This is a genomic window from Janthinobacterium sp. GW458P, from assembly GCF_002127585.1.
In the GTDB taxonomy this organism is placed as follows: Bacteria; Pseudomonadota; Gammaproteobacteria; order Burkholderiales; family Burkholderiaceae_D; genus Janthinobacterium.
This window is the reverse complement of sequence record NZ_NEGZ01000002.1, coordinates 286,464-300,610: the sequence shown is the minus strand read 5'-3', so window position 1 is coordinate 300,610 and position 14,147 is coordinate 286,464. Positions and strand designations below refer to the sequence as shown.

Sequence of the window (14,147 nt, the reverse complement as noted above, 5' to 3'; positions counted from 1 at the left end):
CTGGATTTTGGCGGGCCTGGCCATGGTCGGACCGCTTGCCATCGACACCTATCTGCCGTCTTTCCCCGCCATCGTGCACGATTTTCAGTCCAGCCCCCTGCTGGTGCAGCAAACCCTGAGCTTTTTCCTGTTCACGTTTGCCTTCATGATGCTGTTTTACGGCACCCTGTCCGATTCCTTCGGCCGCCGTCCCGTCATTCTCGTCTCGCTGGYRCTGTATGCGATCGCCTCCGTGGGCGCCGCGCTGGCGCCCACGCTGGGYTGGCTGCTGGCCTGGCGCGTGCTGCAGGGCCTGTCGGCGGGCGCCGGTTCCGTCATCGGCCGCGCCATCGTGCAAGACCGCTATGCGGGCGCCGCCGCGCAGAAAATCCTCTCGCACATCATGATGGTGTTCGCGCTGGCGCCGGCCATCGCGCCCGTGCTGGGCGGCTGGCTGCAGGTCAGCCTGGGCTGGCGGGCGATCTTCTGGTTCCTCACGGCCTTCGGCGTGCTGATGTTCATCGTCGTCTGGCGCGCGCTGCCGGAAAGCCTGCCGAAGGAGCAGCGCCACGCCTTCCACCTGGGCGACATCGCCGTCAATTACTGGAAAGTGCTGTGCCACCGCCAGTTCCTGCTGCTGTCGACGGCCATCGGCGCCGCCTTTGGCGGCTTCGCCCTGTACATCGGCTCGGCTGCCTACTTCATCATCAACATCCTGCATTTGCCGGAAACGGCATTCGCCTGGCTGTTCATTCCGCTAATCGGCGGCATGGTGTTCGGCTCGGCCCTGTCGGCGAAAATCGCCCACCGCTACAGCCAGCGCCAGATGATCTGGGCCGGTTTCATCCTGATGCTGGCGGCGGCGCTGGCCAATATCGGCTACAACTACTTCTTTGCCGCCGAAGTGCCATGGGCCGTGCTGCCGCTGTTCTTCTACTCGTTCGCCCTGTCCATCGCCATGCCGCCGATGACCCTGATGGCCCTGAACCACTTCCCCAACAACAGCGGCCTGGCTTCGTCGATGCAGTCCTTCATCCAGATGCTGCTGTTCGCGCTGTTGTCGGGCCTGGTGGCGCCGCTGCTGTTCGACAGCGCCCTGAACCTGGCGTATGGCGTGTGACCCTGATGGCCCTGAACCACTTCCCCAACAACAGCGGCCTGGCTTCGTCGATGCAGTCCTTCATCCAGATGCTGCTGTTCGCGCTGTTGTCGGGCCTGGTGGCGCCGCTGCTGTTCGACAGCGCCCTGAACCTGGCGTATGGCGTAATGGCGGGATTGCTGGTGAGTTTGATTTGCTGGGTGTTTGCGCAAGGCTAAGGACGTCTTGACGCTCGCCACTGCAGGGAGGGAGAAAACAATTGCGGATGCACTCAAGCAGCACTTTCTCTACCATCCCTTGTCGAAGGCAATAACTAACACTCAGAAATAGCGAGCTGCAGACGAGCTTCTGTAGAATCGAGAGGTAGCAAAAAAACTGAAAACCACCCCGCTATAGCGAAAACAGCGTTTGCTCTTGTCAAGACATATACATTACGAAAACTATCGCCACAAAAAAAAAGCTGTGTACACATCTGTGTACACAGCTTTTTATCTCAGCAGCACAAAAACTGCCAAGTCTTTGAATCTAATGGTCGGGGCGAGAAGATTCGAACTTCCGACCCCATGCACCCCATGCTCGATGATACTTAGCCGGAACCCGCATGGATGCTACATATAGGGGGTGAGTCGTATAATATACAGTGCTTTTCGATAGGTACTCAAGACCGCATGTCTCGGCGTTTTTTCTTCGAGAATTATACATTTTTGCGGCTGTTTTTCACGTCTCACCACCTCATGCACGCCGTGCTCAATTCCGGAAAAAAGCCGCTAAAGCGGTGTAATGCGAATAACTAGGATTTATGGGACATACAGCGTCAAAATAACATCGATACCTACCAACCTACCTACAGAGGGAAATTAACATGAAAAAGACTTACGTGCCGGAACTCACGTGCAAAGACGCCAAGCGCGAACATACATGGATGATGTAACAGCGTTTTTCCCCTATGGATGGTGTGCGATAGTTTAAATAAGCTACGCCAAAAGTTGCGCCGTTCGGTCTTACGCAAAACGCCAGGGTCCGATACAGTTTCGCGGGGCCGTGAACTCCATGTGCGCAGCGCATCGTCGTTCGCGCGGGCCGGTAGCGCAACTGCCCACTCCATGCCATCGCCGGCATGAGATGCAAGAATTGCTATCGTCCATTATGATCCGCGAGCGCTCCCGCACTCCGATCAAATTTGAAAAGCAAAGCTATCAACTAAAGGCCGAGAGGCTTTCTCCCGTCACGTGCCCCAAGCAAGAAGGCGCAGAACAAACCTGATTTCTCCCTGATTCTTTCGCTTTGTACAATGCTTTGTCGGCGGCCTCGACCAGTTCAATAGGCTGGCTTTCTAAATGGATCGGAAAAAATGCCTCTACACCGATACTTACCGTCACAACCCCAAGCGGATTTCCAGTATGTGCAACTCCCATCGATTGAACAGCGCTACGAATGCTCTCGGCAACTGCCAACGTGCCGATGAGATCGGTTCCAGGTAGTAACACGACCATTTCCTCACCGCCATAGCGGGCCGCAAGATCCCCTGGCCTGCGCATACTATAAGCCACCACCTTGCCAATTTTTCTTAAACACTCATCGCCGGCCACATGACCGTAAATATCGTTGTACTGCTTGAAGAAATCAACATCGATCATGATTAACCCTAGCGAGCTTTCCCCACGCTGCGCACGATTAAACTCGCTCATTAACGATTCGTCAAAATGACGTCGATTCGCCAGTCCGGTCAGTCCATCCTGGCTGGCAAGCCGGGACAACGTTTCATTAATCAGTTCTAGCTCAATGCCAGCAAGCAATAGCTTCTGTTCAGTTTTTGATTGAAGATTTATTTGATTCACCATACGATAACCAAGGTAGGAGATGAGCAATACCAACATCCCGCCAACCAAAAACTGAATATACACATCACTGCGCCAGCTCTCCAACACTTCATCTTGGGACAATGCTGCGGAGACGGCCAAAGGATACTCCTCCACCCTTCTGTAGCTATTAATACGTGTAACGCCATCCAATTTTGACTTTATGGATGCAGTGCCTATCGGCCCTTTTGAAAGATGATCTTTGAATAATGGAAATTGAGATATATCTTTGCCAAGCATTTTTTCATCAAATGGCCTTCTTAGCAAAAGTATTCCTTTGCCATTTGCGATAAAAACCGCCCCTCGCTTCCCTATCGAAAATTTATCATAAAATAACTTAAAATATTTCATGTCAATTGTAGCAAGTGCAACACCGCCGAAACTGCCATCAGGTAGATTAATGCGCCGCGATACAGTAATAATCCAATCGCCTGTCGACTTGCTGCGTACAGGAGGACCTATGTAAGGGCCACGTTCAGTATTGTTTTGATGGTACTTGAAATACTCTCGATCAGCATTGTTCAAATTCGTGAGCAACACTTTCTGAGAATTGACCAGCCAGCTACCATCTTTGGCATAAACGAATATCCCATGCAACTGGGGGAGCTCCGCCACGCGCATAACCAACAGATCATGAACACGGGTCAGCTCAAGGTCTGAGACTCCATCCTTTTCTATACGCTCGACCAATCCAATCAATACGGTATCAGTCTCTTTGATCGTGTCATAGGCATGCTGGGCTACCGACTGCGCCAGATTAGCACTCTCCCGGGCGGCCTCGCTTAGCTGTACTTCTCTTGCACGCCACACCATCCATAGCTGAGTTGCAAGAAGTGACATGCAAACCACGACAACAAATGTGATCGCCAGCGGCAGCAAGGAAAAACGCTTGAAGCCCGAGCCCATCAGACGCGCCGGCAGACTATTTGAATCAGCCATGGAACAACTCCCAGTTTTACGTGGATAAGAGTGTGCGCCAAATAGCGCTCAAAATGCTCACACATCGTCACAAATAAGATGTAAAAAAGTTAAAAACAACACTACCATGACACAACCTCGAATGGATGTCGAACGGTCCACATTTCTGTAAAAATTAAGTTACAGGGCAATCCGGCCACAAACGGGACAGCATTCCGCGCACAAACTCAATATGGCGAAAAACTGCGTCAAAATGCGTCAAAACGCGCGCCCCCTCTTCACCCCGCCGCGCCAGTCCTCATGCGCCTTCGGCCATGGCGCACATTTGAGTCAAAGGACCCCTATATAACGGGCAGGTGTGGAGGGGGGACAACTGCGCGCGCCGGGCCGAAATGGGGCTTTTTCTTGCTTCCATGGCAATGCCAATCGTCGGGACATGAAAAAGCCGCCTCATGGGCGGCCTGTGCGGTGGCTGGGGCGCTCTGGCGCGGCGGGGCTGTCGCGGCCCGGCCCTGCCGGTCAGCGCGGCGTGGCGGTCATGCTGGRCGGCCGGCGCGCGCCTTCGCCGCCTGCTCCTTCTCGTAGTCGTCGCGGCAATCGACGTTGCAGAACGGTAGGCCGGGCGCCAGCGGTTCGTCGCAGTAGTGGCAGGCGCCGTGCGCCACCAGGGCGGGCCGGCCGCGCACGGCGGCCAAGCCGCGCGCCACCTCGGCAAAGATGATCTTGTCGGTGTTGTCTACGTGGTCGCTCATTGCACGCCCTCCCCGCCCGTGGCCAGGTCATACGGGGCAAACCTCACCACTTCCACGCCCGCCCATTCGTTGATCGCCATGAACTGCGCCTGCAGCGGCACCAGCTCATTGCGCGCGAAGACGCGCGCGGCCGGTTCGACGGCGCCGAAGCCGCCGGCATTGTTCGGCAGGATGCCCATCAGCTGGGGCGGCACGCGGTGCGCGGCCAGCTGGTCGTCGCGCGTCACGCTCTTGATGTTGAAAAACTCGTCCTTGGCGGCCACGTCCGACACGGGCAGAATCTGGATGCCGTCCTTCTTGCCGTTCGGCGCGTACATGAACAGGTTGCGGAAGTTGCCCGGCCCCTTGCTGTCGCGCATGGCCTGGCGCAGGTTGTCCACGTCCTGGGTGTTGGCGGCGGCGTCCGTCATGTAGAAGACGAAGCCGGCGTGCGAACCGTTCTTGTAATACTTGCGGCGGAACAGGGTGGCCGCCTCGTTGAGCCAGGCCGATTGCAGCGCGCTCAGGTACTGCGGCACGCCATACAGCTCCTGATTCACGTCCGGTTCCATCAGGTGGAACACGCGGCCCTTGTCGAATTCATGCACGGCCTGGTAGCCGTTGACAAAGAAATACGTATCCAGATCGACGCCGCGCCGCATGTACTTCGCCAGCGCATGCTGGTACGCCAGCGCCTTGCCGCTGCGGCTGGGCCGGTCTTCCAGGTAGGCATTGCCGAACGTCAGGAAGTCGAGCGCCATGCGCTTGAAGGCGTCGCGCGACAGGTATTTGCTGGGAATCAGGGTGGACGCCAGCACGTTGGCCTTGAAGTGGATCGCGCTGCTGTGGTGCACGCCGGCATTGAAGGACTTGGCCAGGCCCGCCAGGTTGACGGGCGGCTCATACCAGTGCCCGTTCTTCCAGCATTCGAAGCAGTCGAGAATGTCGGCGTGCTCCAGCACGGGCGTGGGGTCGCCGAAGGAAAACACCTCGATGCCGGCGGCGGCCGGCGCCGTGGCCGTGGCCGTGGCCGCTGTGGATGGGGCGGGCTGGGCTTGCCGGCCGCGCGCGCGCATGTGTCGTGCTTTACTCAAGAATAAATCTCCATGAAAGAGTGGTGGTTGTCGGTGGTGCCTTCGAAGGGTTCGTGATCGAGGGCGTGCATGCAGGCCCACGCCAGATCGGCGTGGCCGGTTTCATCGCTGCGGCCGGCGACATAGGTCACGTGCCGCCCGCTGGGGGTGAGGGTCTTGTGGATGGCCATGAAGGACTGCGCGATGTCGGTCCAGCCGGCGTCGAATTCCAGCCGGCCCTTGCTGATGATGTTTTTGGCCTTCAAGACCATGCGCGTTTTGACTTCGGGCGAGTAGTTCAGCGGCGTGACGGCCGGGAAGAAGCCGCGCACGATCGGCAGCACGCCGATACCCATGCCCGTGGTATCGATGCCGATGTATTCGACGTTGTAACGCTGGGTCATCTGGCGGATGGCGTCGGCGTGGTCTTCGAAGCTCTGCCCGCGCCACTGGTGGCGCTCCAGGATGCGGAACTTGCCGCCGGCCGTCATGGGCGGCGCCAGCACCACGCAGCCGGCGCTGTCGCCGTTCAAGGCCGGGTCGTAGCCGATCCACACGGGGCGGTTGCCAAACGGGCGCAGGCCCAGCAACGGTTTATAGTCGTCCCACTCGACCCAGGAATCGACCATGCAGCGCTGCAGCTCGGCCAGGGGAAACACCGAGGCCGAGTCGTCGATAAAGTTGCACATCAGCAGGTTGTCGAACTGGTCGGGGCTGTATTCGAAGTTGCGCAGCTCGTCGATGTCGAACAGGTTGCAGCCGCCGCGCTCGGCGTCCAGGATGGTGACGATCTGGCGCCAGATCTTGTCCTCGCCCGTAAAACCCGACGACAGGCGGCCATGGCTCACGTCGATGTTGACTTGATCCGCCTTGGCGCGGCGCTTGTTGAACAGCTCGCCCGTCCAGAACGGGTAAGCCTGGTGCGTGGTCGAGGATGGCGTCGAGAAATACGTCTTGCGCCATTTCTTGTGGATGGCCATGCCCGAGGCCACCTTGTTCAACTCCTGGAAATTCTGCGTCCAGAAGAATTCATCGAAGTAGAAATTGCCGTGGTAGCCCTGCGCCGTGCGCGCGTTGGTGCCCAGGAAATACAGGTGCGCGCCGTTCGGCAGCACGATGGGGTCGCCCGTCAGCTCGATGCCGGCCGCCTCGCGCGCGAATTGCACAATGTATTGCTTGAAGACGTGCGCCTGGCTTTTAGAGGCGGACAGGAAGATCTGGTTGCGGCCCGTTGCCATGGCGTCGGCCAGCGCCTCGCGCGCGAAATACCAGGTGGCGCCGATCTGGCGGGACTTGAGGATGGCGCGCGTGCGCTGGTCGCCGTTGCGATACCAAACCTTCTGATAGTCGAAGAGCGAGTCCTGGAAGGCGTCAAGCAGCTGAATGCGCTGCTCGTCGCTGAAGTCGTTGCGCGTCGGCTTCTTCTTCGGGCCGGCATTGCGGTTCGCCAGCTTCGGGTTGAGATCGACCTCGTTGCCGCCCGGTTGCTCATAGCGGCGCACGCGCGCCGCCTGCACGATAGCGCGCATCAGCAGATCGATTTCCTTGTAATCGCTGCCGCTCTTGACCTCTTTTTCGATCAGTTTCACCAGGCGCAACTCGGCCGCTGCCTCGACGTGCTCGATGGCCTGCGCCTTGTCCCACTCGTCGCGCTCTTTCCAGCTATTGATGGTGCTGCGCTTGATCCCCAGGTGCCGGGCGATGGACGAAATGCGCCAGCCCTTCCAGTACAGGGCGCGCGCGGCACGGCGCGGCTCGGATTCGGGCACGGCCAGTTCGGCGATTTTTTCGTCCGCCGTTTGTTCGCTTGTTTTCTCGATTGTCAGCATGCCGCCAGCGTAGGCCGCGCGCGCGCGGAACGGGGAAAGGCAAAAGTCGCTATGGGCCATAGCAACCCGCCCCGCATTGAATCGCCGGGCCAAGACGTTGACCATGGCGTTATCCGATCAACCGAGACACGCCACCATGCCTAAATCCCAATTCTTCCGCGTCGCCACCGAAGGCGCCACCACGGACGGCCGCAACATCGACCGCGCCACCATCGAGCAGATCGCCGCCACCTACAACCCGAAGACCTACGGCGCGCGCATCTGGCTCGAACATATTCGCGGCATCCTGCCCGACAGCCAATTCAAGGCCTACGGCGACGTGATCGCGGTGAAAGCCGAGGAAGTGGACACGGACAACGGCAAGAAACTGGCCCTGTTCGCGCAGATCGAACCCACGCCGGAACTGGTCGCCATCAACAAGGCGAAACAGAAGCTGTACACGAGTCTAGAAATCCAGCCTGACTTTGCCGACACGGCGCAACCCTACCTGGTCGGCCTGGGCGTCACCGACAGCCCGGCCAGCCTGGGCACCGAGGCACTGAAGTTCTCCGCCGCCCGCAAGCAGCAAAGCACCAACCTGTTCACGTCGGCCGTCGAGGTCGAGCTGGAATTCGAAGAGCAGGGCATCAGGCTGGCCGACGCCGTGAAAAACCTGCTGTCGCGCTTTTCGAATAAATCCGGCGCCGACGCCGCGCAGTTCGCCGACATCAGCGAAGCCGTGCAGGAGCTGGCCGGCCACGTCGTCACCGCCAACGACAACTACGCGGACGCCGTGACGCGCCTGGAAAAAGCCGAAACGGCATTGAAGGCCACGCAGGACGAGCTGGCCGCCTTCAAGGCGCAGATGGACGAGGCGCCCGGCAACGGCCCGCGCCGCCCAGCCGCGACCGGCAACGACGGCGCCGTGCAGACCGAGTTTTAAGCGCGCGCCATCCACCAACACCCCATTCAACAACGGAGCACCGAACCATGAAAAAGCAAACGCGCCAGGTATTTGGCCAGTATGAAACCCGCCTAGGCCAACTGAACGACACGGACAACGTGGCCAAGACCTTCAGCGTCACGCCCAGCGTGCAGCAAAAGCTGGAAAACAAGATGCAGGAATCGAGCGAGTTCCTGTCGAAAGTGAACGTCATCGGCGTGGGCGAGCAGGAAGGCGAAAAACTGGGCCTGGGCGTGTCAGGCCCGATTGCCAGCCGCACCAACACCAAGGACAAGGAACGCGAAACGCGCGACCTGTCCACCATGGACAGCACGAAGTACCGCTGCGAGCAAACCAACTTCGACACGCATTTGAGCTATGCCAAGCTGGACGCCTGGGCCAAGTTCCAGGACTTCCAGTCGCGCGTGGCCAACGCCATCCTGACGCGCCAGGCGCTGGACCGCATCGTCATCGGCTTCAATGGCGTGAAAGTCATGGCCACCACCTACCTGGCCGCCAACCCGCTGCTGCAGGACGTGAACAAGGGCTGGCTGCAGCACCTGCGCGAACAGGCGCCCGAGCGCGTGCTGGGCCTGGTCGCCAACGGCATGCCGGGCAAGGTCATCATCGGCGACATGGACGGCGCCGACTATGCCAACCTCGACGCGGCCGTCACCGATGCCGTCAACCTGCTGGACCCGTGGTATCAGGAAGACACCAACCTGGTGGCCATCGTCGGGCGCAAGCTGTTGAACGACAAGTATTTTCCACTGGTAAACACCAAGCAGGCGCCCACGGAAACGCTGGCGGCCGACATCATCATCAGCCAGAAACGCATCGGCGGCTTGCCGGCGGCGCGCGTGCCGTACTTCCCGGATAACGCCATCCTGATTACCCGCTTCGACAATCTGTCGATTTACTTCCAGGATGGCGCGCGCCGCCGCCGCGTAGTGGACGAGCCCAAGCGCGACCGCATCGAAAACTACGAGTCGTCCAACGACGCCTACGTGATCGAAGACCTGGGCCTCGCCGCGCTGGTGGAAAACATCGAGCTGAAAGACAAGTGATGAGTAATCAATCCCCTGCCCTGCGCCACCGTGCGCGCATGCTGGCCGAGCGCACGGCCGGCGCCGCCGCGCCGCAGGGCGTCACCACCGGCACGGCCTACGAGCTGATGCTCTACAAGCTGGCCGACGACCGCCGGCGCCTGAAAGCCATTCAGTCGGTCGAACGCAAGATCGAGGTCAAGGCCACCTTGCTGCCCGACTACGCGCAATGGATCGACGGCGTGCTGGCCGGCGGCAAGGGCGCGCAGGATGACGTATTCGCCACCCTGCTGGTGTGGCACATCGACACGGGCGAGTATGCGCGCGCCCTGGTCATGGCCGAATACGCGCTGGCGCACAAGTTCACGCTGCCCGAGACCTACAGCCGCGACATCGCCACTTTGATGCTGGACGAATTTGCCGAGGGCTTCCTGCACGGCAAGCTGGCCGCCGATCCGCAGCACGCGGCCCAGGTGCTGGGCACCGTCGAGCAACTGACGGCCGCCAGCGACGCGCCCGACCAGGCGCGCGCCAAGCTGCACAAGGCCATGGGCCTGGCCATGATCGCCGTGCTGGATCAAGCGGACGAAGCCGACATCGCCCCTGAACTGGTGGCGCAGGCGGAAACGGCCATGGCCCAGTTGAAACGCGCCCGCGCCCTGTCGGAATCGTGCGGCGTCAAGAAAGATATGGAAAAGCTGGAACGACGCCTCAAGCGTGCGGCCGGTTCCACGTAAAGAGCATCCCCCGCAGCACGGCGGCACGGGGGGATTCTGGCTAATTCATTTGCCTGATGAACCCCGTCCACCGCCCACTTTTGAAAGCGCCCCGTATGTCCTTCATGGCCCTGCCCCCGTCAACCCAGCTTGGAACCTCCCCGGCGCCGCCGGCGCCTGCGCCTAGCCTCATCGAGAACGACGGCTGGTTTCCCGACATCCTTCTCGCCGATATGCGCGACGCCATGCGCCTGGACGGCACCGTCACCGACGCGCGCCTGGTGCAAGCCGTGGTCGATGCCATCCTGCAGGTCAACCGCGAACTGGCCGACTGGCAGGGCAAGCAGGCCGCAACCGGTATTGCCGCCCTGGTGGACGTTCCAGCCACGCGCATCAACCGCGAATCGCGCCTGCTGGCGCAGTACCGGCGCGCCGTCTACAGCACGGCAAAAGCGGATCTGATCGAGCGTTACCGCGATTACGACAGCACGGCCACGTCCGTCAGCGACAAGAAAAGCATGGAATGGCTCGACGAGGCGCCAGGCGCGCAGCGGCGCAATGCGCAATGGGCCATCGCGGATATCGTCGGCCGCACGCATCTGACCGTGGAATTGATCTGATGCAGGTGCGCACGCAACAGCACGACACGGTGGACGCCCTGGTGTGGCGCTACCTGGGCGACGGCGCGGGATACGTCGAGCGCACCCTGGAAATCAATCCCGCGCTGGCGCGCCACGGCGCCGTGCTGCAGGCCGGTCTGGTCGTCACCCTGCCCGAGCCGGCGCCCAGCACCGGCCAGGTCGCGGACATCGTGCAGCTATGGGATTAACGCAGCAATCATCCATTTTTACCCTCATGAAAAATTTATCACCCCTCACCTCGGAGTATCAAGCAATGTCCGCAGAATCGTTTGGTGGTTTCGCCACCCTGGTCAAACTGTACGGCTTCAAGGCGGCGCTGGGCATGGTCGGCGCCGCCATGCTGTACATCGTGCTGCCGCCGCTGAACAGCGACGGCACCTTCAACAAGGGCGAATTCGTCGCCCGCCTGGCCTGCGCGGGCGTGTTCTCGTGCCTGCTGGGCGGCACCGTGTACCAGCTGCTGTGCGCCCAGTTGCCCAGCATCGGCGCCATGGTCAACGCCTCCGCCATCGACCTGATCGTGGGCGCACCCGGCTGGTGGGTATCGCGCGCCGTGGCCCTGTGGTTCCAGCGCCGCAGCGACAAGGACATCGCCGAGCTGGTCAAAGACGCGAAGGAGCACTGATGGCCACCACCGACAATCCACTGATCGCGCGCACCATCGACGCCATTCTGCGCGCCGAAGGCGGCTATGTGAACGACCCGCAAGACAAAGGCGGCGAAACCAATTACGGCATCACCGTGGCCGTGGCGCGCGCCAACGGCTATCAAGGCCCGATGCGCGATCTGCCCGTGGCCGTGGCACGCGCCATCTACACGGCGCGCTACATCACGGAACCGAAGTTCGACCAGGTGCTGGCCCTGCATGCCGGCATCGGCGCCGAAGTGATCGACACGGGCGTGAACATGGGGCCGCATCGCGCGGCCGAGTTCCTGCAGCGCTGGCTGAACGGTTTTAATGACACCGGCACCCGCTACCCGGCCCTGTTCGTCGACGGCCGCCTGGGCACGCAGTCGCTGGGCGCGCTGGCCGCTTTCCTGAAATGGCGCGGCCAGGACGGTGCCGCCGTGCTGCTGCGTGCTCTGAACGGCCTGCAGGCGGCGCGTTACCTGGAAATCACCGAAGCCAACAAGAGCCAGCGCCGTTTTCTGTTCGGCTGGATTAAGGAACGGGTGGCCATGTGACGACGAGCACCTGGCGCCCGCTGGCCGCGTGCCTGCTGTGCGGCGCCATCGCGGGCTGGACGACGCAGGGCTGGCGCAAGGACGCCAGCATCGCCGAACTGCAGCGGGCGGCGGCCACCAGTAAAAGCACCGCCGCCACCGCGCTGGCCCAGGCCACCGCCCGCGTGCTCACCTTGGAGCGCGCGGCCGGCGCCGCCCTGGTGCAGCGCGCCGACCACCTCACCCAGGAGCAAACCCATGCGAAAACCGAGCGTCACCGCTTTAATCTTGATGTGCGCAGCGGCGCTGTGCGCCTGTCAATCCCCGTTGCCAACGGCCAGTGCGCCGCCACTGCAGATACCACCACTGCCGCAAGCGATCGGCACCAAGCGCGCGCCGAACTTGACCCAGCGACTGCGGCAGCTCTTGACGCCATTGCCGGCGACGGTGACGACGCCACCCGCCAGCTAAACGCCTGCATCGACGCCTACAACCTAGTCCGAGACACCTACCATGTACAAACCGAATAGCCTGCGCCAGCACTTGGCCGCCGCCATCCCCGCCCTGCAGCGCGACCCCGACCGCCTGCTGGTCTTCGCCGACGAGGGCAATGTGGTGGCCACCGCCACCGCCTCGCTGTCCTTCGAATACCGCTTCAAGCTCAACCTGATCGTGACCGACTACGCGGGCGATGCCGACGCCATCATGGTGGCCCTGATCGCCTGGCTGAAAGTGCACCAGCTCGACCTGATGGCCAACGAAGAAACCCGCAAGCATGGTATCGCCTTCGAAGTGGACTTCAACAACCATGAAACGGTCGACATTTCCATCAAGCTGGACCTGACCGAGCGCGTGGCCGTCAAGACCGGCGAGGCGGGCCGCCTGGACATCAAGCACCTGGCCGAGATACAGCACATGCCGGCCTATGCAAATGAATTCTGGAAACTGTATGACGGTGAGACCCTGCTGGCAGAATGGCGCACGCCCGAGGCAACGCCATGAGCGACGACCTGCACGCGCTGGAAGCCTGGACCTGCGCCCTGCTGGCCAAGCTGCAACCGGCCCAACGCCGCGCCATCAATCACAAGGTGGCCATCGACCTGCGCCGCAGCCAGGCGCAGCGCATCAAGGCCCAGCAGGGGCCGAATGGCGCGGCCTATCCGGCGCGCAAGCGGCGCAAGGAATTCAAGGGGAAGAATGGACGCATCAAACGGCAACAGGCGGCCATGTTTGCCAAGATCCGCACCGCCAAACACCTGAAAGTAAAGGCGACCGGCGACCAGATAGAGGTCGGGTTCTTTGGCTGGGTAGCACGTGTGGCGCGGGTGCATCAGTTTGGCCAGCAAGACCGCATGTCAAAAAAAGGGCATTTATACAAATATCCAGAGCGGCCGCTGCTGGGATTAAGTGAACAGGATAGGGCGTTACTACGTGAATCTTTACTGCAACACTTGGAGTCAATCTAAGGTAGTCAAAGTAAAACCCTACTGACAAAAGTTATCAAATAAGCTAAAGTTTTATGCCGGTGATCACTATTAGTGAGATGTAGACAATGGCTGACATTGGATATATAAAAAGCATTGAATTACTTAAAAATTAACTACTAACTTAGGAGTTAGCTATGGCACTCGACTTTCGGCACTTAAGTAAAAATCAAGAATACTTACTCACGGCCATTATTACCCTTATTTGCGGATTTTTTGCCACAGGTGTTCTTATATGGACAGCATGGACAATTTCCCCAAATGGAGAGGTTTTGGCTAAAAATTATCTTATTATTTTAATTGCTTTTTTACTTGGCTGGACAACTGGCATGTACCTCAGTCCATACGACAGAAAAGAAGCATTGAAGTTTGTAACCATTGGACAAGCCATTTCTGCATTTCTATCTGGTTATGTCCTCTCAAAATTTGATCGCTTTATTGAAAATTTTCTCTTTGGAAAAAATAAGCTACCGATCTATGACAACTGGATACATCTAGGAATGTTCCTTGCATCATTTTTAGTTGCTTGCATCTTAGTATTTACAGCACGCGCTTATTTTGACATTGAAGAAAGAGAGGGCAAAGTAAAAATTAACACTGTTTAGAGATGGAAATTTGACTACATGTCAGCGGGGAGCAACGCTAAAAAACTTAGGAAAACCAAATCATATATTATCGACATGTAT

Annotated in this window: 17 protein-coding genes; 13 read left to right on the top strand and 4 right to left on the bottom strand. The window is 59.5% G+C overall.

Annotated features, from left to right (window positions below):
• The first annotated feature begins 4 nt into the window (after positions 1-4).
• On the top strand, positions 5-1,099 hold the full coding sequence (locus tag CBW50_RS03515; RefSeq protein WP_253251900.1) for a multidrug effflux MFS transporter: 1,095 nt from the start codon (positions 5-7) through the stop codon (positions 1,097-1,099).
• Positions 1,096-1,296, top strand: coding sequence for a hypothetical protein (locus CBW50_RS03510; RefSeq protein ID WP_086144208.1), 201 nt, complete (start codon positions 1,096-1,098; stop codon positions 1,294-1,296). The genes CBW50_RS03515 and CBW50_RS03510 overlap by 4 nt, the downstream gene beginning before the upstream one ends.
• A gap of 978 nt (positions 1,297-2,274) precedes the next feature.
• On the opposite strand, the gene CBW50_RS03505 is transcribed toward CBW50_RS03510, so the two are convergent.
• From CBW50_RS03505 to CBW50_RS03490, 4 genes are all read right to left on the bottom strand, one after another.
• Positions 2,275-3,876: a sensor domain-containing diguanylate cyclase gene (locus CBW50_RS03505; protein ID WP_226935342.1), complete on the bottom strand. Its 1,602-nt coding sequence runs from the start codon at positions 3,874-3,876 to the stop codon at positions 2,275-2,277.
• A gap of 515 nt (positions 3,877-4,391) precedes the next feature.
• Positions 4,392-4,607, bottom strand: a complete 216-nt coding sequence (locus CBW50_RS03500) for a hypothetical protein (protein WP_086144206.1) — start codon at positions 4,605-4,607, stop codon at positions 4,392-4,394.
• Entirely contained in the window at positions 4,604-5,662 is a 1,059-nt protein-coding gene (locus tag CBW50_RS03495) for a phage portal protein (RefSeq protein ID WP_086144205.1), read from the bottom strand. Before CBW50_RS03495 ends, CBW50_RS03500 begins: the two co-directional genes overlap by 4 nt.
• A gap of 14 nt (positions 5,663-5,676) precedes the next feature.
• Positions 5,677-7,488, bottom strand: coding sequence for a terminase ATPase subunit family protein (locus tag CBW50_RS03490; RefSeq protein ID WP_086144241.1), 1,812 nt, complete (start codon positions 7,486-7,488; stop codon positions 5,677-5,679).
• A 136-nt stretch (positions 7,489-7,624) separates the two neighbouring features.
• On the opposite strand from CBW50_RS03490, the gene CBW50_RS03485 reads away from it, so the two are divergent.
• From CBW50_RS03485 to CBW50_RS28625, 11 genes are all read left to right on the top strand, one after another.
• Positions 7,625-8,410 carry a GPO family capsid scaffolding protein gene (locus tag CBW50_RS03485; protein ID WP_216356307.1) on the top strand — a complete coding sequence of 262 codons (786 nt, stop codon included), beginning with the start codon at positions 7,625-7,627 and terminating at the stop codon, positions 8,408-8,410.
• Positions 8,411-8,457: 47 nt separating this feature from the next.
• Positions 8,458-9,477, top strand: coding sequence for a phage major capsid protein, P2 family (locus CBW50_RS03480; RefSeq protein ID WP_086144203.1), 1,020 nt, complete (start codon positions 8,458-8,460; stop codon positions 9,475-9,477).
• A complete protein-coding gene (gene gpM, locus CBW50_RS03475; RefSeq protein ID WP_086144202.1) occupies positions 9,477-10,193 on the top strand; it encodes a phage terminase small subunit in 717 nt (238 codons plus the stop codon). Before CBW50_RS03480 ends, gpM begins: the two co-directional genes overlap by 1 nt.
• A gap of 95 nt (positions 10,194-10,288) precedes the next feature.
• A complete protein-coding gene (locus tag CBW50_RS03470; RefSeq protein ID WP_086144201.1) occupies positions 10,289-10,792 on the top strand; it encodes a head completion/stabilization protein in 504 nt (167 codons plus the stop codon).
• Positions 10,792-11,001, top strand: coding sequence for a tail protein X (locus CBW50_RS03465; protein ID WP_086144200.1), 210 nt, complete (start codon positions 10,792-10,794; stop codon positions 10,999-11,001). Before CBW50_RS03470 ends, CBW50_RS03465 begins: the two co-directional genes overlap by 1 nt.
• Positions 11,002-11,066: 65 nt before the next feature.
• Positions 11,067-11,438 carry a hypothetical protein gene (locus tag CBW50_RS03460; RefSeq protein ID WP_086144199.1) on the top strand — a complete coding sequence of 124 codons (372 nt, stop codon included), beginning with the start codon at positions 11,067-11,069 and terminating at the stop codon, positions 11,436-11,438.
• Positions 11,438-11,998: a glycosyl hydrolase 108 family protein gene (locus CBW50_RS03455; protein WP_086144198.1), complete on the top strand. Its 561-nt coding sequence runs from the start codon at positions 11,438-11,440 to the stop codon at positions 11,996-11,998. Before CBW50_RS03460 ends, CBW50_RS03455 begins: the two co-directional genes overlap by 1 nt.
• Positions 11,995-12,507 (top strand): lysis system i-spanin subunit Rz, encoded by a 513-nt coding sequence (locus CBW50_RS03450; protein WP_086144197.1) that lies wholly within the window; start codon positions 11,995-11,997, stop codon positions 12,505-12,507. The genes CBW50_RS03455 and CBW50_RS03450 overlap by 4 nt, the downstream gene beginning before the upstream one ends.
• Positions 12,491-12,979, top strand: a complete 489-nt coding sequence (locus tag CBW50_RS03445; RefSeq protein WP_086144196.1) for a phage tail protein — start codon at positions 12,491-12,493, stop codon at positions 12,977-12,979. Before CBW50_RS03450 ends, CBW50_RS03445 begins: the two co-directional genes overlap by 17 nt.
• Positions 12,976-13,443: a phage virion morphogenesis protein gene (locus CBW50_RS03440; protein ID WP_086144195.1), complete on the top strand. Its 468-nt coding sequence runs from the start codon at positions 12,976-12,978 to the stop codon at positions 13,441-13,443. Before CBW50_RS03445 ends, CBW50_RS03440 begins: the two co-directional genes overlap by 4 nt.
• A 155-nt stretch (positions 13,444-13,598) precedes the next feature.
• Positions 13,599-14,066 carry a hypothetical protein gene (locus CBW50_RS28625; RefSeq protein ID WP_139842387.1) on the top strand — a complete coding sequence of 156 codons (468 nt, stop codon included), beginning with the start codon at positions 13,599-13,601 and terminating at the stop codon, positions 14,064-14,066.
• Positions 14,067-14,147: the final 81 nt, after the last annotated feature.

Bases quoted from the DNA above. Each gene is read 5' to 3' on its own strand.
- CBW50_RS03505 (WP_226935342.1), bottom strand. From the start codon at position 3,876: ATGGCTGATTCAAATAGTCTGCCGGCGCGTCTGATGGGCTCGGGCTTC.
- CBW50_RS03495 (WP_086144205.1), bottom strand. From the start codon at position 5,662: ATGCGCGCGCGCGGCCGGCAAGCCCAGCCCGCCCCATCCACAGCGGCC.
- CBW50_RS03490 (WP_086144241.1), bottom strand. From the start codon at position 7,488: ATGCTGACAATCGAGAAAACAAGCGAACAAACGGCGGACGAAAAAATC.
- CBW50_RS03485 (WP_216356307.1), top strand. From the start codon at position 7,625: ATGCCTAAATCCCAATTCTTCCGCGTCGCCACCGAAGGCGCCACCACG.
- CBW50_RS03480 (WP_086144203.1), top strand. From the start codon at position 8,458: ATGAAAAAGCAAACGCGCCAGGTATTTGGCCAGTATGAAACCCGCCTA.
- gpM (WP_086144202.1), top strand. From the start codon at position 9,477: ATGAGTAATCAATCCCCTGCCCTGCGCCACCGTGCGCGCATGCTGGCC.
- CBW50_RS03470 (WP_086144201.1), top strand. From the start codon at position 10,289: ATGTCCTTCATGGCCCTGCCCCCGTCAACCCAGCTTGGAACCTCCCCG.
- CBW50_RS03465 (WP_086144200.1), top strand. From the start codon at position 10,792: ATGCAGGTGCGCACGCAACAGCACGACACGGTGGACGCCCTGGTGTGG.
- CBW50_RS03460 (WP_086144199.1), top strand. From the start codon at position 11,067: ATGTCCGCAGAATCGTTTGGTGGTTTCGCCACCCTGGTCAAACTGTAC.
- CBW50_RS03455 (WP_086144198.1), top strand. From the start codon at position 11,438: ATGGCCACCACCGACAATCCACTGATCGCGCGCACCATCGACGCCATT.
- CBW50_RS03445 (WP_086144196.1), top strand. From the start codon at position 12,491: ATGTACAAACCGAATAGCCTGCGCCAGCACTTGGCCGCCGCCATCCCC.
- CBW50_RS03440 (WP_086144195.1), top strand. From the start codon at position 12,976: ATGAGCGACGACCTGCACGCGCTGGAAGCCTGGACCTGCGCCCTGCTG.
- CBW50_RS28625 (WP_139842387.1), top strand. From the start codon at position 13,599: ATGGCACTCGACTTTCGGCACTTAAGTAAAAATCAAGAATACTTACTC.